The sequence below is a fragment of the Amycolatopsis sp. NPDC004747 genome (assembly GCF_053601335.1).
In genome coordinates, this window is sequence record NZ_JBSGBQ010000001.1 from 152,497 (window position 1) to 170,427 (window position 17,931).

The 17,931-nt window shown below is 71.6% G+C and carries 16 protein-coding genes; 10 read left to right on the forward strand and 6 right to left on the reverse strand.

The window, feature by feature from the left end; genetic code table 11:
- The first annotated feature begins 2 nt into the window (after positions 1 to 2).
- Together ACWEGE_RS00635 and ACWEGE_RS00640 are read left to right on the forward strand one after the other, a co-directional pair.
- Positions 3 to 593 carry a hypothetical protein gene (locus tag ACWEGE_RS00635; protein ID WP_449658329.1) on the forward strand — a complete coding sequence of 197 codons (591 nt, stop codon included), beginning with the start codon at positions 3 to 5 and terminating at the stop codon, positions 591 to 593.
- Positions 594 to 602: 9 nt separating this feature from the next.
- Positions 603 to 1,682 (forward strand): hypothetical protein, encoded by a 1,080-nt coding sequence (locus tag ACWEGE_RS00640; RefSeq protein WP_449658330.1) that lies wholly within the window; start codon positions 603 to 605, stop codon positions 1,680 to 1,682.
- A 22-nt stretch (positions 1,683 to 1,704) separates the two neighbouring features.
- On the opposite strand, the gene ACWEGE_RS00645 is transcribed toward ACWEGE_RS00640, so the two are convergent.
- Together ACWEGE_RS00645 and ACWEGE_RS00650 are read right to left on the reverse strand one after the other, a co-directional pair.
- Positions 1,705 to 2,217, reverse strand: a complete 513-nt coding sequence (locus tag ACWEGE_RS00645; RefSeq protein WP_449658331.1) for a 2'-5' RNA ligase family protein — start codon at positions 2,215 to 2,217, stop codon at positions 1,705 to 1,707.
- A gap of 16 nt (positions 2,218 to 2,233) precedes the next feature.
- The gene (locus ACWEGE_RS00650) at positions 2,234 to 2,653 is read right to left on the reverse strand and encodes a hypothetical protein (protein WP_449658332.1); all 420 of its coding nucleotides are present in this window, start codon (positions 2,651 to 2,653) and stop codon (positions 2,234 to 2,236) included.
- Positions 2,654 to 2,808: 155 nt separating this feature from the next.
- Here ACWEGE_RS00650 and dinB point away from each other — a divergent pair, with 155 nt between their 5' ends.
- Positions 2,809 to 3,999: a DNA polymerase IV gene (gene dinB, locus ACWEGE_RS00655; RefSeq protein ID WP_449658333.1), complete on the forward strand. Its 1,191-nt coding sequence runs from the start codon at positions 2,809 to 2,811 to the stop codon at positions 3,997 to 3,999.
- On the opposite strand, the gene ACWEGE_RS00660 is transcribed toward dinB, so the two are convergent.
- On the reverse strand, positions 3,938 to 4,888 hold the full coding sequence (locus ACWEGE_RS00660; RefSeq protein ID WP_449658334.1) for a class I SAM-dependent methyltransferase: 951 nt from the start codon (positions 4,886 to 4,888) through the stop codon (positions 3,938 to 3,940). The two genes, dinB and ACWEGE_RS00660, sit on opposite strands and share 62 nt — an antisense overlap.
- 218 nt (positions 4,889 to 5,106) lie before the next feature.
- Here ACWEGE_RS00660 and ACWEGE_RS00665 point away from each other — a divergent pair, with 218 nt between their 5' ends.
- The 3 genes from ACWEGE_RS00665 (at position 5,107) to fdhD (ending at position 8,216) form a co-directional block, all read left to right on the forward strand.
- Positions 5,107 to 5,517 carry a histone-like nucleoid-structuring protein Lsr2 gene (locus tag ACWEGE_RS00665; protein WP_449658335.1) on the forward strand — a complete coding sequence of 137 codons (411 nt, stop codon included), beginning with the start codon at positions 5,107 to 5,109 and terminating at the stop codon, positions 5,515 to 5,517.
- Between the two features lie 562 nt (positions 5,518 to 6,079).
- Complete coding sequence (locus ACWEGE_RS00670) at positions 6,080 to 7,378, forward strand: OFA family MFS transporter (protein WP_449658336.1); 1,299 nt, start codon at positions 6,080 to 6,082, stop codon at positions 7,376 to 7,378.
- Position 7,379: 1 nt separating this feature from the next.
- Positions 7,380 to 8,216, forward strand: a complete 837-nt coding sequence (gene fdhD / locus ACWEGE_RS00675) for a formate dehydrogenase accessory sulfurtransferase FdhD (RefSeq protein WP_449658337.1) — start codon at positions 7,380 to 7,382, stop codon at positions 8,214 to 8,216.
- On the opposite strand, the gene ACWEGE_RS00680 is transcribed toward fdhD, so the two are convergent.
- From ACWEGE_RS00680 to sucC, 3 genes are read right to left on the reverse strand one after another with little or no spacing between them, the layout of a single operon-like run.
- A complete protein-coding gene (locus tag ACWEGE_RS00680) occupies positions 8,204 to 9,025 on the reverse strand; it encodes a LysR family transcriptional regulator (protein WP_449658338.1) in 822 nt (273 codons plus the stop codon). The genes fdhD and ACWEGE_RS00680 overlap by 13 nt on opposite strands.
- Positions 9,025 to 9,906: a succinate--CoA ligase subunit alpha gene (sucD, locus tag ACWEGE_RS00685; RefSeq protein ID WP_449658339.1), complete on the reverse strand. Its 882-nt coding sequence runs from the start codon at positions 9,904 to 9,906 to the stop codon at positions 9,025 to 9,027. The genes ACWEGE_RS00680 and sucD overlap by 1 nt, the downstream gene beginning before the upstream one ends.
- Positions 9,907 to 9,909: 3 nt before the next feature.
- On the reverse strand, positions 9,910 to 11,055 hold the full coding sequence (gene sucC / locus ACWEGE_RS00690; protein WP_449658340.1) for an ADP-forming succinate--CoA ligase subunit beta: 1,146 nt from the start codon (positions 11,053 to 11,055) through the stop codon (positions 9,910 to 9,912).
- Positions 11,056 to 11,303: 248 nt separating this feature from the next.
- Between sucC and ACWEGE_RS00695 the strand changes: the two genes are divergently transcribed.
- From ACWEGE_RS00695 to ACWEGE_RS00710, 4 genes are read left to right on the forward strand one after another with little or no spacing between them, the layout of a single operon-like run.
- Complete coding sequence (locus ACWEGE_RS00695; RefSeq protein ID WP_449658341.1) at positions 11,304 to 13,034, forward strand: thiamine pyrophosphate-binding protein; 1,731 nt, start codon at positions 11,304 to 11,306, stop codon at positions 13,032 to 13,034.
- Between the two features lie 14 nt (positions 13,035 to 13,048).
- Positions 13,049 to 14,278, forward strand: a complete 1,230-nt coding sequence (frc, locus tag ACWEGE_RS00700; RefSeq protein ID WP_449658677.1) for a formyl-CoA transferase — start codon at positions 13,049 to 13,051, stop codon at positions 14,276 to 14,278.
- A 1-nt stretch (position 14,279) separates the two neighbouring features.
- Positions 14,280 to 16,424, forward strand: a complete 2,145-nt coding sequence (locus ACWEGE_RS00705; protein WP_449658342.1) for an acetate--CoA ligase family protein — start codon at positions 14,280 to 14,282, stop codon at positions 16,422 to 16,424.
- Positions 16,425 to 16,439: 15 nt separating this feature from the next.
- Positions 16,440 to 17,816 (forward strand): OFA family MFS transporter, encoded by a 1,377-nt coding sequence (locus tag ACWEGE_RS00710; RefSeq protein ID WP_449658343.1) that lies wholly within the window; start codon positions 16,440 to 16,442, stop codon positions 17,814 to 17,816.
- The last annotated feature ends 115 nt before the right edge of the window (positions 17,817 to 17,931 follow it).

Genomic DNA, 17,931 nt, shown 5'->3' on the forward strand with positions numbered 1-17,931 from the left:
CGATGACCTCGTCCGTGTTCGCGCCCCGGTGTACCCGGCTGGCGCCCGGTGACCGGGGAGGACCCATCGACGAGCGCGGCCTGCCGGCCCTCCGCGAACGGGCACGCGAGCGCGTGCGCGCGCTGCTCGCCGACGTCCCGCTGCCGAGGCCGTGGTCGATGAACGCCTGGGTCGACGGGCTCGAAGCGTGGCGCGGGCGCGAGATCGACCTCGTGCCGATCGCGTACCGGCCCGGGCAGCCCTCCGGTGCGTGGCAGGCCCGTCCGGACTACGACCTGATCGCCTACACCGAGCAGACGTCGGCGCTGCACCAGGACCACATCATCGCCCACGAACTGGCCCACATGCTGTGCGCGCACACCGGGACGTGCCTGATGTCGGAGGCCGAGGCCGCCGAGCTCGCTCCCGACCTGGCGCCGCGGGCGTTGTCGCACCTGCTGACCCGGGTCACGACCGGGACCGACGAGTACGAGGCCGAGCTGATCGCGGTCCTGCTGATGAGCGCGGCGACGAGCGAGCCACCCGCCGTTCAGCCGGGTGCGTCCGGCCGAGCGGCGGACCAGGCTAGGCGGCTGGCGGCACTCCTGGGATAGTCGCCTTCCGTGATCGACATACTTTTCGTCGGGGTCGGGCTCTTCGCGTTGTTCGCCGGGATCTGGCGGGCGAACCGCGCGCGTCGCACCGGCGCGGGTGCGGGGCTGGCGGTTTCGCTGATCGCGCTGGGCGCGGCGTTCTGCTTCCTGTCCAACCGGGCGCAGCAGTTCGAGAGCCAGCTCTACCCGAGCCTCGGCCGGCTGCTGTCGAACCTGGCGACGATGGTCGCGGCGTACGGCATCGGCCTGACCGTCGCGGAGATCAGCGGCACCCGCGACCGCGGCCGCCGCACCCGGCTGGTCGCGCTCGGCGTGGCGCTGGCGGTGCTGCTGGTGACGTTCTTCAGCACCACGGACCTGCCCCGCGGGATCGGCCTGTTCGACGAGCTGTACCGCACCCACCCGACGCTGGTGGTCTACGTCTTCACCTACACGGTGTACCTGGGCTTCGCGGTGCTCGACATCGGGTTCATGGCGGCGGTGACGATCCGGGCGAGCGGGGGCGCGCTGCGAGCGGGGCTCGCGCTGTTGCTGCTGGCGTCGGCGTTCGCGGTGGCCTACCTGGCCGGGAAGGTGGTCGCGACGATCCGCGCCCTGCAGGCCGAGCACCCGGCCAAGGCGGTGTGCCACGGGCCGTTCTCGACGCTGCCGTGCACGCTCGACGTCGGGTTCCCGGCGGTGTCGGTGCTGCTGATCGTCGTGGGCCTGACGATCCCGGCGATCCCGGGCCTGGCGGCAGCGCGCCGGGACGCCCGGACGCTCCGCCTGCTCCGGCCGCTGCGCGCCCACCTCACGCGGCGGTTCCCGGAGATCGCCCGCATCGACCCGGCGGGGCCGTCCCGCCGGGAGCGCCTGCTGACGGCGATGAGCGAGACCAACGACGGCTTGATCCTGGCGGGCGCGACGCCGGACCTGCCACCTGCGGCGGCGGCGAGGCTGGTGCGCGACCTGCCGGACGAGCCGTCCGAGGCGGAGCCGCCCAGCGCGGCGGCGGAACCGTTCGCCGCGGACGTCGCCCGGTTGCGCGCGATCGCCCGCGCGTATCGCAAGCTGGAGGGAACGACTGCGCCTCAGGGCACCGGCCGGTGACCGGCCGGCAGCCGGCGACCGCTCACGCCCCGAACGGGGCCGTCAGCCGCGGCTCCCAGCCGCGGTCCGTGAGCGCCACCAGCTGGAGCGCCTTCGCGCGATCGACCAGCGGCAGCAACGGCCGCACCTCGTCGGCGACCCGCCCGAGCGCCGTCTCCGGACCGCCCATCGCGACCGTCAGGTGCGCGACCGGCCGCGGACCGAACCGTCCCCCGTACGGCAGGACCTCCGGCCACCGCGCACAAACCGCGTCGGCGACCGACTGAAGAGCCGGCGCCGCGAGAGCGACGAAACCGGGCGTCACCACCAGCTCGGCCAGCGATACGTCCGAGGGCGCAAACCCCGCCGCGAGAGCACGAACCGCCGCCAGTACCTCGTCGGTCACCGAGTCGTCCGGGAGGAACGGGTACAGCGCCGTCACGTGCGCGGGCAGGCCGGGCCGGACGAGAGCGGGGTCGACCCGCCGGGCCGCGGCGAGGGCCGGCTCGGCGGCGGGCAACAGGATCACCAGTGCGGTGGTTCCGGGTGAGGGCACCTCCGCATCATGGCAGTCAGGCGGCGGCCGTCTCCGGGAACCGGCTCGAGCGGGCCAGTGCGAGGCTCCTCCGGCACAGCTCCACCAGTTCCCGGTTGGCCCGGCTGCGCGGGATCGACCCGCAGAGCTCGCACCGGATGGTCACCTCGCCGGCCAGCTCGTCCACCGCGACCAGCGCCTGGTGGTCGCAGCGACGGCACCACCGGTAGCCGATGGCCGGGTTGGTGTGCACCGGTGAGGCCACGCAGTCGTGCAGCCAGCGGCGGTGCGTGCGGCAGGTGACGCGGTCGGTCGGGTCCAGGTCGCCGGCGTCCTCCACGCGGTCCTCGCGCGCCAAGGTCGTCGCCAGCAGCGGCTGTCGCGGTGCGGCCGGTTTGTCCTGCGGACTCGGCGTCGCCCACGCGTGGTGGTCGCCGCATCGGCACTTCTCGGTCATGTCGCCCCCAGTGGTCGGGCCGTTCGTTGCGTCGAGTGTGAGCGGGGCAACAGAGGGTGGACAACCGGAAAAGCGCGCACTTTCGACCGGCGGCACGTCACCCGCGGTAGGCGGATGAGCGGACTTCGGCGCACGGGTATGCGAACATGTGTTCTATGCTCGACGAGGGGCCCATCCTGCACGCCGACCTCGATTCGTTCTACGCGTCGGTCGAACAGCGCGACGATCCGGCGCTGAAGGGGCGGCCGGTGATCGTCGGCGGCGGGGTCGTGCTCGCCGCGAGTTACGAGGCCAAGGCCTACGGCGTGCGCACCGCGATGGGCGGCGCGCAGGCCCGGCGGCTGTGCCCGCACGCGGTCGTCGTGCGCCCGCGGATGTCGGCGTACCTGGCCGCCAGCCGGGCGGTGTTCGAGGTCTTCCACGACACCACACCGTGGGTGGAGGGCATCTCGATCGACGAAGCGTTCCTCGACGTCGGGGGTTTGACCAGGATCGGCGGGCGGCCGAGCCACGTCGCCGAACGGCTGCGGGCGGCCGTGGCCGAGCGGGCCGGGCTGCCGATCACCGTCGGGGTGGCGCGGACGAAGTTCCTCGCCAAGGTCGCCAGCCGGGTCGCCAAGCCCGACGGCCTGCTCGTCGTCCCGCACGACGGCGAGCTGGCGTTCCTGCACCCATTGCCGGTTTCGGCGCTCTGGGGCGTCGGCAAGGTCACCGCCGAAAAGCTGCGGGCGCGCGGCATCACGACCGTCGGCCAGCTGGCCGCGTCCGAACACGTGGACCTCGTCGGCCTGCTCGGCCGGGCTGCCGTGTCGCACCTGCACGACCTGGCGCACAACGACGACCCGCGCCGCGTCGAGCTCGGCACGCGGCGGCGCTCGATCGGCGCCCAGCGGGCCCTCGGGCGCGGCAGGCGGACCCCGGCCGAGCTCGACGTGGTGCTGGTGGCGCTGATCGACCGGATCGCCCGCCGGCTGCGCACCGCCCGCCGCGTCTGCCGGACCGTGACGATCCGCCTGCGCTTCGCCGACTTCTCCCGCGCCACGCGCTCGCACACGCTGCTCGATCCCACGGCCGGCACCGGCGTACTGCTCGCCGCGGCGCGGGAGCTGCTCGTCGCCGCGCTGCCGTTGATCGCCGACCGCGGGATCACGCTGCTGGGCGCGGCGCTGTCCAACCTGGCCGACGACAACCCGTTCCAGCCGACCCTGCCGTTCGAGCGGCAACGGGCGACCGAGCTCGACACCGCACTGGACGCGGTGCGGGACCGGTTCGGCAAGGCCGCGGTCACCCGCGCGGTGCTGCTCGGCCGTCCGGACGACCTCGAAGTGCCGATGCTGCCGGACTGAGCGGGAACCAGCCGGGCCGGCCGGGAATGCGCGCGTGCGCGAGCGCGGAAAGCGCGGCGGGCCGCAGCGCATCGGTGCGGTGCCACAGCCGCGCGGCGACGCTCTCCCGCTGTCCGGCCTGTTCGACGACGTCGAAACCCGCTTCGCGCAAGAGCGTGGACAGCGCGGCGGGGGAGAGGAACGTGCGCCACGGCTCGCCTTGCCCGGCGGCGACCGGCCCGACGGCCTCGGCGTAGCCGTTCCCGACCGCGTCGCGCAGTTCCGCGGGGAGCAGGTGATCGGCCACGATTTCGGACCCCGGCGCGAATCCGCCGAGCTCGCGCAATGTCGCGGCAATCGCCGAGCGCGTCAGGTACATGGTGACACCGAGCCAGCTGACGAACACGGGGCGGAACGGGTCGAGTCCACTCTGGACGAGCCGTTCCCGGAGCGGATCGGCTTCGAAGTCGACCGGGACGAAGGTGACCGACGGCGGTTCGGCGACGCCGGCGGCGGCCAGCAGTTCCCGTTTGGCCGCCTGTGTCGCCGGGTGGTCGACCTCGAACACGCGGAATCGTCGCGGCGCGGTCCGATACGCGAACGAATCCAGTCCGGCACCGAGAATCACATACTGGTCTATACCGGAATTGACGCGCATCAGGCGCACTTCGGCGAACCGGCTCCGGCACACCGCTTCGGCGCGGGCGCCGGCCAGGATCGGATGCGTACCCTGGAGCCGGTGGTAGGCCAGGAGTTCGTCGGCGTGGCCTCCGAGCAGGCGCGCCGCAAGGGGGTCCGAGAAGATGACGGGCTCGGTGTCGACGAGCAAATGTGCCGCTCGCGCGGCAGCGGCCGTGAAGGCGGTCCGGCTGGCGCGGGGAGCATTAGCGGAAAACTCGGTCGGGTTCATGGAGCCACGGTACCGATTCGATTTCGAGCATATCACAAAATACAATCTCAGACAAGACGGCGAGCATTTCGGCTCGGTTGCGGTCACTCTGGACGCGGGCGGCCCGCTCGCCCGAGCGGCCATTGTGGACGTTTCAGGGTGTCGAGTGTGCCGGGCATGAGTTCGACAGGTTAGGGTCAGTCCGACCGTGTTCTGGAGAAGATGAGGAACGACGAATCATGGCGCAACGGGTTCAGGTCCAGATGGTGGACGACCTCGACGGCAGCGAGGCTTCGCAGACCGTCCCCTTCAGCCTCGACGGGGTGACCTACGAGATCGACCTGTCCGAGGACAACGCCTCCGCGCTGCGGGACGAGCTGGCTCGCTACGTCGCCGCCGCGCGGCGCATCGGCGGCCGCAAGGTCCGCCTGGCGACCGGCCAGTCGCTGTCCGGCCCGTCCGGCTCGGGCACCGACCGCGAGCGCAACCGGCAGATCCGCGAATGGGCGCAGGCGAACGGCTACGAGGTGGCCGAGCGCGGCCGGCTGTCCAGCGAGATCATCGCGGGCTTCGAGGCCGACCAGGCCGCCGCGGCCGAGCCGGCCGAGGCCAAGCCGGCGCGCAAGCGAGCGACGCGCAAGAAGGCTTGAACCCCCCGTGCCGGTGAGGTGGCGCCACCCGGCGCGGCTTCACCGGCCGGCCGTCGTCCGGGTCCGGCAGGTCGCATTGGGTGCTGCTCCGGTGCCTCACTGTCACCCCTGCGGTTCGATGTGGACGGCGAAGACGCTTCTGGCGCCGCCAAACGGGCATCTCGCCTGCCGGGCAGGGCCGAAAGCTTGTCGGAGAGCGGCTTCGATGGCCAGACTGTCAGTGCTCCACGCGGCCGGTACCGCGGTGGAGCACGGTCCGGTGGTCGCCTCCTCCCTCGATGGCCACCGGGCCGCCTCCCCCTTCGCGGTGGGCGAAACCGCTCCGGGCGCCCCTCCCGCCTCCTGACTCTCCGGAGTGCTTCCTTCTCCTAGGGCTCTTTCCCGAACGCTCAGGCCTCGGCTCGCCTCCTTGTGCGCGTCGATGGGGTGCCGGGCGTTCCCCCTTGCACTCGGCCATCCGGGCATCGCCGGTCGTCTTTGGTAGACAACCAACCCTCATGGGCGCACACTCGGACTACTCCATACTGCATACAATCTTCAGTCTGGGTGGGAGGCGGTCGTCATGGCCGAGGTGCGTGAGGTCCGGGACGTCCACGGACGGCGGTACCGCGTCGGCGAGTCCGACCGGGACCTGCTCGGCCGGCCGCGGGCGTGGATCACCGTCGTCGCCGCGGCGGCGATGCTCGCGGCCGGGGTGCAGCAGTACGGCTTCGGTGCCATCGTGCCGTTGCTGAGCCGGCAGCCCGGCTGGACCTTCGGCGGGATCGTCCTTTCGCTCGCGCTGTGGGCGGTCTGCCAGGCCGGGGTCGCCTTCCCCGTGGCGTGGCTGCGCGAACGCGGCCTGCTCCCCGCACCCGCGGCAATGGCCGCCGGGGCGCTCCTGTGCGCCGCCGGGCTCCTGACGCTCGGCCACGCGAGCAGCCTGACGGTCGTGTTCCTCGGCTACTCCGTGCTCGGCGGGCTCGGCACCGGTCTGGTGTATGCGACCTGCGTCGGCGCCGTGCTGGCCTGGTTCCCGGACCGCACCGGCCCGCGTGCCGGCGTCGTGAGCGGAGCTTTCGCCTGCGGCAGCGTCCCCTTCGTCGTGCTCGCCGCCGCCCTGCCGGCCGCGCGTCCGGTGCTCTTGGACGTCACCGCCGCCGTGGTGTTCGCCGTCATCGCCGGGTCCGCCGCGCTGCTGCGGTACCCACCGCGGCACTGGTGGCCCACCACGCCGGAACCCCGGACCTGGGCGCTCGACCGGGCGCACAACCGGCGCCCCGCGGTCCGGCACTACCGGCCGGCGGAACTGTTCCGTTGCGGGACGACGCTTTCGCTGTACCTCGTCGTGGTGCTCGCGGCCGCCGTCCTGCTGTTCGACCTCGCCTACCTGGCCACCTTCACCACCGCGCGCAACGGGCGCGGGCTCGCCGCGGCCGCGCTGGTGTTGCTCGCCGCGGCCACCGGCGGCGGCCGTGTCCTCATCGGACGGTTCGCCGATCGCCTCGGCCGCCACCGGATCCTGCGCTTCGGCCTGCTCGCGGGCGGGGTCGCCCAGTTCGTCCTGTGGTACTCCGGTGAACACCGGCACGCCACCGGCTTGCTGGTGGGCGTCGCGCTGGCCGGTCTCGGCAGCGGCTGCTGCTACACGCTGCTCATCGGCCTGGTGCGCGAGTACTTCGGCGAGGAGTCGGCGGCGCAGAACTTCGGGATCCTCTACAGCGCGAAGGCCGTCGGCGCGGTCGTGGGCATCGGGCCGGCCGCGCTCGTCGTGACGGAGCAGGGGTTCGTCGTGGCCGGGGTGCTGAGCCTGGCCGGTGCGGTGCTGTCCGGGCGGCTGTCCCAGCCGGGCCGCCCCGGGTCGCTGCTGCCGGTGGCGTGACGTGGGACGGATGACCAGCAGGCGGCGGGTGCTGCGCGTCCACGAGGGCGGGCACACCGTGCGGCCGGACACGCTGACCGTCGAAGAACCGCTCGAGATCCGGGTGGCGGGCAAGGCACTGACGATCACGATGCGAACCCCGGGCGACGACTTCGACCTCGCCGCGGGGTTCCTGGTCGGCGAGGGCGTGGTGCGCGCGGCGGCCGACATCCGGTCGATCCGCTACTGCGCCGGCGCCGCTCGGAGTTCGTCCGGCAACACGTACAACGTCCTCGACGTGGTGCTCGCCGAGGGCGTCGCGCCGCCGGACGCCTCGGTCGAGCGGAACTTCTACACGACGTCGTCGTGCGGGCTGTGCGGCAAGGCGAGCCTGGACGCCGTGCGCACGTCGGCCACCTGGCCGGTCGCCGACGACCCGTTCGCGACCGACCCGGCGGCGCTGGCTTCGCTGCCGGACGAACTCCGCGCGGCACAACGGGTCTTCGAGCGCACCGGCGGTCTCCACGCGGCGGCCCTGTTCGACGCCGGCGGGCAGCTGCGGTGCCTGCGCGAGGACGTCGGACGGCACAACGCGGTGGACAAGGTCGTCGGCTGGGCCACCCGCGAGGGCGGGCTCCCGCTGTCCGGCACGGCGCTGATGGTGAGCGGGCGGGCGTCGTTCGAGCTGGTGCAGAAGGCGGCGCTGGCCGGGATCCCGTTGCTGGCCGCGGTGTCGGCGCCGTCGTCGCTGGCGGTGGACCTGGCCGCCGAGCTGGGCTTGACGCTGGTCGGCTTCCTGCGCGGGACGTCGATGAACGTCTACACGCGACCGGACCGGCTGGGTCTTCAGCCGAGCTGAGCGAGCACGGCGGTCACGGCAGGCCCGGCCGCAGCCCGGTGCACGGCGGCGAGCTGCCAGGGGAGGGGCCGTTCGAACCGCCGCACGGTGAGATCGGGGAACCGGGCGGCGGCGGAGACGGGCAGGACGCAGGCGGCGAGCCCGGCCCGCACGAGCCCGGCGGCCACGGCGAGATCGTCGACCTCCAGCGAGATCCGGCGCTGCGGGAAGGCGCGGTCGGCGGCTTCGCGGATCGCCCAGCCCGGCGGGAAGTCCACGAGGGAGAGTGCGGAGAGATCGGCGGGGGCGGAGCGCGAGCCGCCGGGCGCGGTGGCGAGAACGAGCTCTTCGGCGGGGAGGAGGGTGACGGCGATGGCCGCCGGTCCGCCGGCGACCTCGGCCGCTGGGGTCAGCACCACATCCACAGTGGACCCTGCCAGGCCGTGGCGCATTCCTTCCGGCCGCACCTGCCGGATCTCCACCCCCAAACCCGGGTGCGCCTGCCGCAGCCGGGCCAGCGTGCGGTGTAGGTCGGCCAGCAAGCCCGGGCACACCCCGAGCCGCACGCGTCCGTCCACGGGGGACACCGCCGCCCGGGCTCGCTCCGCCGCCTCGAGCGCCGCCCGCGCGGCCGGGACGAACGCCTCGCCCGCGGGCGTCAGGACCACCCGGTGCGTCGTGCGGTGGAACAGCGGCGTGCCCAGGTCCCGCTCCAACGCCCGGACCACTGTGGACACCGTGGACTGGACCGTCCGCAGGCGCTGGGCGGCCGCCGTGAACCCGCCTTCCTCGGCGACCGCCACCACCACCGCCAGCTGGCGCAGTTCCATCAGCCCAGCAGCTCGCGGGCCAGCGCCGCCGTCTCGCTCGGCGTCCGGCCGACCCGGATCCCCGCTGCCTCCAGAGCCTCCTTCTTGGCCGCCGCGGTCCCCGCCGAGCCCGAGACGATCGCGCCCGCGTGGCCCATCGTCTTGCCTTCGGGGGCGGTGAACCCCGCCACGTACCCGACGACCGGCTTCGCCACGTTCGCCCGCACGAACCGGGCGGCCCGCTCCTCGGCGTCGCCGCCGATTTCGCCGATCAGCACGATCAGATCGGTGTCCGGGTCCTTCTCGAACGCCTCGACCGCGTCGATGTGCGTGGTCCCGACGATCGGGTCGCCGCCGATGCCGACGCACGTCGAGAACCCGATGTCCCGCAGCTCGTGCATGAGCTGGTAGGTCAGGGTTCCGGACTTCGACACCAGGCCGATCCGGCCGGGGCCGGTGATGCCTGCCGGGATGATCCCGGCGTTCGACCGGCCCGGGGAGATGATGCCGGGGCAGTTCGGGCCGATGATCCGGGTCCGCCCGCCGGCCGCGACGGCGTGCGCCCACAGCCGCGCGCTGTCGTGCACCGGGACGCCTTCGGTGATCACCACGGCGAGCCCGATGCCCGCGTCCACCGCTTCGATCACGGCTTCGGCGACGAACGGCGGCGGCACGAACAGCACGCAGACATCCGCCCCCGTCGCCGCCATCGAGTCCGCGACGCTGCCGAAGACCGGGAGCGAACGACCGGAGAACTCCACCTGCTGCCCGGCCTTGCGCGGGTTGACGCCACCGACGACGTTCGTCCCGGCGGCGAGCATCCGCAGCGTGTGCTTCGCGCCTTCGGAACCGGTGATGCCGGAGACGACGACCCGGCTGTGCTCGTCCAGGAAGATGGCCACGGCTCAGACCTCCGCGATCGCGAGCTTCGCCGCCTCGCGGGCGGCGTCGTCCATGGTGGCCACCACGGTGACCAGGGGGTGGGCGGCTTCGGCGAGGATCCGCCTGCCTTCGGTGACGTTGTTCCCGTCGAGCCGGACGACCAGCGGCTTGGCCGCCCGCGAACCCAGGATCCCGAGCGACCGCACGATCCCGGTCGCCACCGCGTCGCACGCGGTGATGCCGCCGAAGACGTTGACGAACACGCTGCGCACCTGCGGGTCGCCGAGGACGACGGTCAGGCCGTCGGCCATCACCTGCGCCGACGCCCCGCCGCCGATGTCGAGGAAGTTCGCCGGTCCCCGCGCGCCCGCTTCGGCCGCGGCCGCCGCCACGACGTCCAAAGTGGACATGACCAGGCCCGCGCCGTTGCCGATCACGCCGATGTCGCCGTCGAGCTTGACGTAGTTGAGGCCCTTCGCGCGCGCGGAACGCTCGAGGGGATGACCGTCCGAAGTGTCGTCGAACGGCGAGGACCGCCGGAAGGAGGCGTTGTCGTCCAGCGTGATCTTGCCGTCGAGCGCGACGATCCCGGTGGCCGTGAGCGCCAGGGGATTGACTTCGACGAGCGTGCAGTCCTCGGCGACGAACACCTGCCACAGCCGCTCCACGACCCCGGCCACCTCGGTGCGAACGCCGGCGGGGAACGCGGCCGCCACCGCGGCCGCGTCGACCCCGGTCAGCGGATCCACCGGCACCCGGACGAGTGCGTCCGGCCGGGTGGCCGCGACTTCCTCGATCTCCATCCCGCCTTCGGCCGAAGCCATGGCGAGGAACCGGCGCCCGGCACGGTCGAGCAGGAAGGAGAGGTAGTACTCGTCCGAAATGACGCTGGCCTCGGTCACCAGGACGCGGTGCACGGTGTGGCCCTTGATGACCATCCCGAGGATGTCGTCGGCGGCCTGTTCGGCGTCGTCGGCTGTATGCACCACGCGGACGCCGCCCGCCTTGCCACGCCCGCCGGTTTTGACCTGGGCCTTGACCACGACAGGGCCACCGAGGGCGGCGGCCGCCGAACGGGCCTGGGCGGGATCTGCGGCGACCAGGCCGCGGGGGACCGGCACACCGTGCTTCTCGAAGAGGTTGCGGGCTTCGTGTTCGAAGAGGTCCATGCGGGAGCGTCCTTTCCGCGGCGGGGCAGGGCGAAGGGCGTCGAGCGGTGGTCCGCGAGGGCCGGATTCGAGTCCGGAAAAACCCTGCGGATGGCCCTGGACACAGTCGGCTCGAAGAGTGACTATATGCCTACCCCATACGGTATGCAATCTACAGTCTGCCGCGAAGGGGCCGCTGACCTCGGAGAAAAGGCGACACCCACCCGCCGGACAAGAGAGATCCGGCGGCGAACCAGAGGAGTTGAGCCATGGCGCTGACCACGACCGGCACCACCGCGGGGGAGCGTGCCGCCGCGACCGGCGGCGCCGAGCCCGCCGGGATATCCGGCGGCCACCTGGTGGCGAAGGCGTTGAAGGCCGAAGGGGTCGACACGATCTTCACCCTGTGCGGCGGCCACATCATCGACATCTACGACGGCTGCGTCGACGAAGGCATCGAGGTCATCGACGTCCGGCACGAACAGGTCGCGGCGCACGCGGCCGACGGCTACGCGCGGATCACCGGCAAGCCCGGCTGCGCGGTGGTCACGGCCGGGCCGGGCACCACCGACGCGGTCACCGGAGTCGCGAACGCGCTGCGCGCCGAGAGCCCGATGCTGCTGATCGGCGGCCAGGGCGCGCTGACCCAGCACAAGATGGGGTCCCTGCAGGACCTCCCGCACGTGGACATGATGGCGCCGATCACGAAGTTCGCCGCCACCGTGCCGCACACCGCGCGGGTCGCCGACCTGGTGAGCATGGCGTTCCGCGAGGCCTACGCCGGCGCGCCCGGGCCGTCCTTCCTGGAGATCCCGCGTGACGTCCTCGACGCGCGCGTCCCGCTCCAGGACGCCCGCATCCCCGAAGCCGGCCGCTACCGGGCGTCGACGAAGAACGCGGGCGACCCGGCTGACGTCGAGAAGCTCGCCGACCTGCTGGTGCACGCCAAGAAGCCGGCCGTCCTGCTCGGCAGCCAGGTCTGGACCACGCGGGCGACCGGCCCGGCGACGGAACTCGTCCGGACGCTCAACATCCCGGCGTACCTGAACGGCGCCGGCCGCGGCACGCTGCCACCGGGCGACCCGCACCACTTCCAGCTTTCGCGCCGGTACGCCTTCGACAACGCCGACGTCATCGTCATCGTCGGCACCCCGTTCGACTTCCGGATGGGCTACGGCAAGCGGCTGTCGAAGGACGCCACCGTCGCCCAGATCGACCTCGACTACCGCACGGTCGGCAAGAACCGCGACATCGACCTCGGCATCGTCGGCGACGCCGGCCAGGTGCTCGCCGCCGTCGCCGAAGCCGTCTCCGGCCGCGCCGACAACGGCGCCGTCGGCCGCAAGACCTGGCTCGAAGAACTCCAGGCCGTGGAGGAAAAGGCGAAGCAGAAGCGGCTGCCGCTGCAGCACTCCGACGCGCGCCCGATCCACCCGTACCGGCTGGTCCACGAGATCAACGAGTTCCTCACCGAGGACTCGATCTACATCGGCGACGGCGGCGACATCGTCACCTTCTCCGGCCAGGTCGTCCAGCCGAAGGCACCCGGGCACTGGATGGACCCCGGTCCACTCGGGACGCTCGGCGTCGGCGTCCCGTTCGTCCTGGCCGCCAAGCACGCGCGCCCGGACAAGGAAGTCGTCGCCCTCTTCGGCGACGGCGCCTTCAGCCTCACCGGCTGGGACTTCGAGACGCTCGTGCGGTTCGACCTGCCGTTCGTCGGGATCGTCGGCAACAACTCGTCGATGAACCAGATCCGCTACGGCCAGGCCGCGAAGTACGGCCTGCCGCGCGAACGCGTCGGCAACACCCTCGGCGACGTCCGCTACGACGAGTTCGCCCGGATGCTCGGCGGCCACGGCGAAGAGGTCCGCGACCCGGCCGACATCGGGCCGGCGTTGCTGCGGGCCCGCGAGTCGGGCAAGCCGTCGCTGATCAACGTCTGGGTCGATCCCGACGTGTACGCCCCCGGAACCATGAACCAGACCATGTACAAGTGAGCGGAGGCCAGAGCATGGGCAAGGCACTGGAGGGCGTCCGCGTCCTCGACATGACCCACGTGCAGTCCGGTCCGTCGTCGACACAGCTGCTCGCCTGGCTCGGCGCGGACGTGATCAAGCTGGAAACCCCCGGCCGCGGCGACATCACCCGCGGGCAGCTGCGCGACCTGCCCGGAGTGGACAGTCTCTACTTCACCATGCTGAACGCGAACAAGCGCAGCATCACGCTCAACATGAAGAGTCCCGAAGGCAAGGAGATCTTCGAAAAGCTCGTGTCCGGGGTGGACGTCCTGGTGGAGAACTTCGGCCCGGGCGTGGTCGACCGGTTCGGCTACCCGTGGGAGAAGCTGGCCGCGCTCAACCCGCGGCTGGTCTACGCCTCGATCAAGGGGTTCGGCCCCGGCCGGTACGCGGGCTTCAAGGCCTACGAAGTGGTCGCGCAGGCCATGGGCGGCGCGATGAGCACCACCGGCTTCGAGGACGGGCCGCCGACCGCCACCGGCGCGCAGATCGGCGACTCCGGCACCGGCATCCACCTGGTGGCCGCCATCCTCGCCGCGCTGTACCAGCGCACCGCCACCGGCCGCGGCCAGCGCGTCCAGGTCGCCATGCAGGACGCCGTGCTGAACCTGTGCCGCGTCAAGCTGCGCGACCAGCAGCGGCTGGCCCACGGCCCGCTGGGGGAGTACCCGAACGACCAGTTCGGCGACGAGGTCCCGCGCTCGGGCAACGCCTCCGGCGGCGGCCAGCCCGGCTGGGCGGTCAAGTGCGCGCCCGGCGGCCCGAACGACTACATCTACGTGATCGTCCAGCCACCCGGCTGGGCCCCGCTCGCCCGCCTGATCGGCAAGGCCGAGCTGGCCGACGACCCGGCCTGGGCCACCCCCGAGGTCCGGCTGTCCAAACTGGACAAGATGTTCGCGCTCGTCGAAGAGTGGACCGAGCGGCACACCAAGTGGGAGGTGATGGAGAAGCTCAACGCCTGCAACATCCCGTGCGGCCCGATCCTGTCCACGAAGGAACTGATCGAGGACGAGACGCTGGCCGAGCTCGGCTCGGTCGTCGAGGTCGCGCACCCCGAACGCGGCAGCTTCAAGACCGTCGGCTGCCCGCTCAAGCTGTCCGACTCGCCCGTCGAGATCGAACGCTCGCCGCTGCTCGGCGAGCACAACGACGAAGTACTGGCCGAACTCGGCTACAGCGAAGCGGAGCTCGACGAGTTCCGCGCGGCGGGGGTGATCTGACGTGGGCGATCGCACGGCGGTCGAAAAGATCCTGGAACAGGCGGCCGCCGAGGGCCGTTCGTCGCTGACCGCGCCCGAGGGGCGTGCGGTCTGCGAGGCCTACGGTATCCCGACCCCGGCCGAGCGGCTGGCCGCCACGGCCGAGGAGGCGGTGGCGCACGCCGAAGCCATCGGGCTGCCGGTGGTGCTCAAGATCGTCTCCCCGGACATCCTGCACAAGACCGAGGCCGGCGGCGTCCTCGTCGGGCTGAACGACGTGGATGCAGTATCCGCGGGATTCACACAAATCGTAGCCAATGTCCAGGCCTATCGCGCCGACGCGAAGATCCTCGGCGTCCAGGTGCAGCAGATGCTCACCGAAGGCCAGGAGGTGATCGTCGGCTCGGTCACCGACCCGGCCTTCGGCAAGATCGTCGCGTTCGGCCTCGGCGGCGTCCTGGTCGAGGTGCTCAAGGACGTCACGTTCCGGCTCGCGCCGACGTCGACCGAAGAGGCACTGTCGATGGTCGACGGTATCCAAGCGGCCGAAATCCTCCGGGGTGTCCGCGGATCGGATCCGGTCGACCGTGCCGCGCTCGCCGCCGTGATCACCGGCCTCGGCGAGCTCGTCACCGACTTCCCGCAGCTGTCCGAAGTGGACCTCAACCCGGTGCTCGCGACCCCGCGAGGGGCGACCGCGGTCGACGTCCGCATCCTGATCGACCCGGACGCCGCGAAGGAGCCGCACCGGTTCACCCAGGAGGAGATCCTCGCCGCCATGAACCGGATCATGAAGCCGGCGTCGGTCGCGGTGATCGGCGCGTCGGCCGAAGCCGGGAAGATCGGCAACTCGGTGCTGAGGAACCTCGTCGACGGCGGCTACGCGGGGGAGATCCACCCGATCAACCCCAAGGCCGCGGAGATCCTCGACCGCAAGGCCCACCCGAGCATCACCGACGTCCCGGGTGACGTCGACGTCGCGGTGTTCGCCATCCCGGCGAAGTTCGTCCCCGCGGCGCTCGAAGAAGCCGGCCGGAAGGGCGTGGCGGGCGCGATCCTCATCCCGTCCGGGTTCGGCGAAACCGGCAACGTCGAACTGCAGGACGAGGTCGTCGCGATCGCCCGCAGGCACGGCGTGCGCATCCTCGGGCCCAACATCTACGGCTACTACTACACACCGGAGAACCTGTCGGCGACATTCTGTACACCGTATGACGTCAAGGGCGGCGTGGCGCTCTCGTCGCAGAGCGGCGGCATCGGGATGGCGATCCTCGGCTTCAGCCGGTCGGCGAAGATGGGTGTCTCCTCGATCGTCGGCGTCGGCAACAAGGCGGACCTCGACGAAGACGACCTGCTCACGTTCTTCGAGCACGACGAGCACACCGAGCTCATCGCCATGCACCTCGAAGACCTCAAGGACGGCCGGGCGTTCGCGGAGACGGCGAAGCGGGTCTCGCGGCGCAAGCCGGTCGTCGTGCTGAAGGCGGGCCGGACGTCCCAGGGCGCGAAGGCGGCGAGTTCGCACACCGGCGCGCTGGCCGGCAACGACAAGGTCTACGACGACGTCCTCCGCCAGAGCGGGGTGATCCGGGCGCCCGGGCTGAACGACCTGCTCGAATACGCCAGGGGCATCCCCCTGCTGCCCACGCCGCAGGGGGAGAACGTCGTCATCATCACCGGCGCCGGCGGTTCGGGCGTGCTGCTCTCGGACGCCTGCGTCGACAACGGGCTCGACCTGATGGCGATCCCGCCGGACCTGGACGAGGCGTTCCGGAAGTTCATCCCGCCGTTCGGCGCGGCAGGCAACCCGGTCGACATCACCGGTGGCGAACCGCCCTCGACCTACCGCAACACGATCGCGCTGGGTCTCGAGGACGACCGCGTCCACGCCCTGATCCTGGGCTACTGGCACACCATCGTCACCCCGCCGATGGTGTTCGCGGAACTGGTGTCCGAAGTGGTCGCGGAGTACCGCGCGAAGGGGATCCACAAGCCGGTTGTCGCGTCCCTGTCCGGTGACGTCGAAGTCGAGGAGGCGAGCGCTCACCTGTACGACCGCGGCGTCGTCGCGTATCCCTACACGACCGAGAAGCCCGTGGCGGTGCTCGGCGCGAAGTACCGCTGGGCGCGGGCCGCGGGCCTGCTTTCGAACCTGAGTCAACGGTGACGAAGGAGAACTCTCATGACTGCAGCCACGTACCAGGAGATAGTTGACGAGAACGGAAGAATCTACCGGGTCGGCGAGTCCGCGCACGACATCATGGGACGCTCGCGCAGCTGGATGGTCTGGCTGCCGTGGATCGCGATGATGGCGGTCAGCGTGTTCGAGTACGGCTGGGGCGCCGTCGAAGGCACCCTCGAAGAGAAGTACGGCTGGACGCTGTCGGACGCGTTCTGGCTGGCGAGCATCTGGGCGGTGTTCCAGGCCGGGGTGGCGTTCCCGGCCGGGCGCCTCCGGGAACGCAACGTCGTCTCGGCCAGGACGGCGATGCTGCTCGGTGCCCTGTTCAGCGGCATCGGCTACTTCACCATCGCGCACAGCGGCAACCTCACGCTGGCGTTCGTCGGGTACTCGGTCCTCGGCGGCACCGGCGCCGGGCTCGTGTATGCGACCTGCATCAACATGGTCGGCAAGTGGTACCCGGAGAAGCGCGGCGCGCGCACCGGGTTCGTCAACGGCGGGTTCGCCTACGGTTCGGTGCCGTTCATCTACCTGTTCAGCGCGTTCCTCGGGCACGAGAACGTCACCGGGGTGCTGGACGGCATCGGCCTGTACATGCTGGTCGTCGTCGGCGTCTGCGGGTTCCTGTTCAAGGACCCGCCGAAGAGCTGGTGGCCGAAGGAGGTCGACCCGATTTCCTGGGCGAAGGGCAACGCCGGGGTGAAGAGCCTGGCGAAGAACCCGCCCGCGGTCCGCCAGTTCACGCCGGTGGAGGCCATCCGGACGGGCATGCTCCCGCTGATGTGGGTGTGCCTGGTGATCATCGGCGGGGTGTCGCTGTTCGGCATCAACTTCCAGGTGCCGTTCGCCAAGGAGAGCCACTTCGGCGCGTTCGTCGCGGCTTCGTCGGCCGGGGTGCTGGCGATCGTGAACGGCACCGGCCGCGCGGTCGTCGGCTGGGCGTCGGACAAGCTCGGCAGGCGCCAGACGCTGACAATCGTGCTCCTGATCGCCGGCGGCGCCCAGTTCGGTGTTTTGTATGCAGGAAACACGCACAACCTGGTGCTGTTCATGGTGTTCGCGTTCTTGACCGGTTTCGGTGGCGGCGCCTTCTACCCGCTGTTCGCGGCGCTCGTGCCGGACTACTTCGGCGAGAACAACAACGCATCGAACTACGGCCTGGTCTACAGCGCAAAACTGGTCGGCGGCGTCGGCGGCGGCGGGCTGGCCGCAGGGGTCATCAGCGCGTGGGGCTACACCGGGGCGTACGTGCTGGCCGGCTGCATCGCGGTGCTTTCGGCGCTGCTGACGCTGTTCCTGCGCCAACCGGGCCGGCCACGCCACCAGGCCGCGGAAACCGGGCTGGTGGCGCGACCCTCCGCCGCCGCGGGCGGTTAGTCCTGCGGGCTGGTGCTCACCCGGCCGGGTCGACCTGACCGGGTGGGCCAGCGTCGCTTGGCCTGCTGCAGGTCCGGCGACCTCTTCCTGCCGGAGTGCGTGGCCTCGCGGACCA

What these genes read in the sequence shown, in the direction of transcription:
- ACWEGE_RS00670 (WP_449658336.1), top strand. Translation starts at nt 6,080, where the DNA reads ATGGCCGAGGTGCGTGAGGTCCGGGACGTCCACGGACGGCGGTACCGC.
- ACWEGE_RS00650 (WP_449658332.1), bottom strand. Translation starts at nt 2,653, where the DNA reads ATGACCGAGAAGTGCCGATGCGGCGACCACCACGCGTGGGCGACGCCG.
- dinB (WP_449658333.1), top strand. Translation starts at nt 2,809, where the DNA reads ATGCTCGACGAGGGGCCCATCCTGCACGCCGACCTCGATTCGTTCTAC.
- ACWEGE_RS00665 (WP_449658335.1), top strand. Translation starts at nt 5,107, where the DNA reads ATGGCGCAACGGGTTCAGGTCCAGATGGTGGACGACCTCGACGGCAGC.
- frc (WP_449658677.1), top strand. Translation starts at nt 13,049, where the DNA reads ATGGGCAAGGCACTGGAGGGCGTCCGCGTCCTCGACATGACCCACGTG.
- ACWEGE_RS00660 (WP_449658334.1), bottom strand. Translation starts at nt 4,888, where the DNA reads ATGAACCCGACCGAGTTTTCCGCTAATGCTCCCCGCGCCAGCCGGACC.
- sucC (WP_449658340.1), bottom strand. Translation starts at nt 11,055, where the DNA reads ATGGACCTCTTCGAACACGAAGCCCGCAACCTCTTCGAGAAGCACGGT.
- ACWEGE_RS00680 (WP_449658338.1), bottom strand. Translation starts at nt 9,025, where the DNA reads ATGGAACTGCGCCAGCTGGCGGTGGTGGTGGCGGTCGCCGAGGAAGGC.
- ACWEGE_RS00695 (WP_449658341.1), top strand. Translation starts at nt 11,304, where the DNA reads ATGGCGCTGACCACGACCGGCACCACCGCGGGGGAGCGTGCCGCCGCG.
- ACWEGE_RS00710 (WP_449658343.1), top strand. Translation starts at nt 16,440, where the DNA reads ATGACTGCAGCCACGTACCAGGAGATAGTTGACGAGAACGGAAGAATC.
- ACWEGE_RS00635 (WP_449658329.1), top strand. Translation starts at nt 3, where the DNA reads ATGACCTCGTCCGTGTTCGCGCCCCGGTGTACCCGGCTGGCGCCCGGT.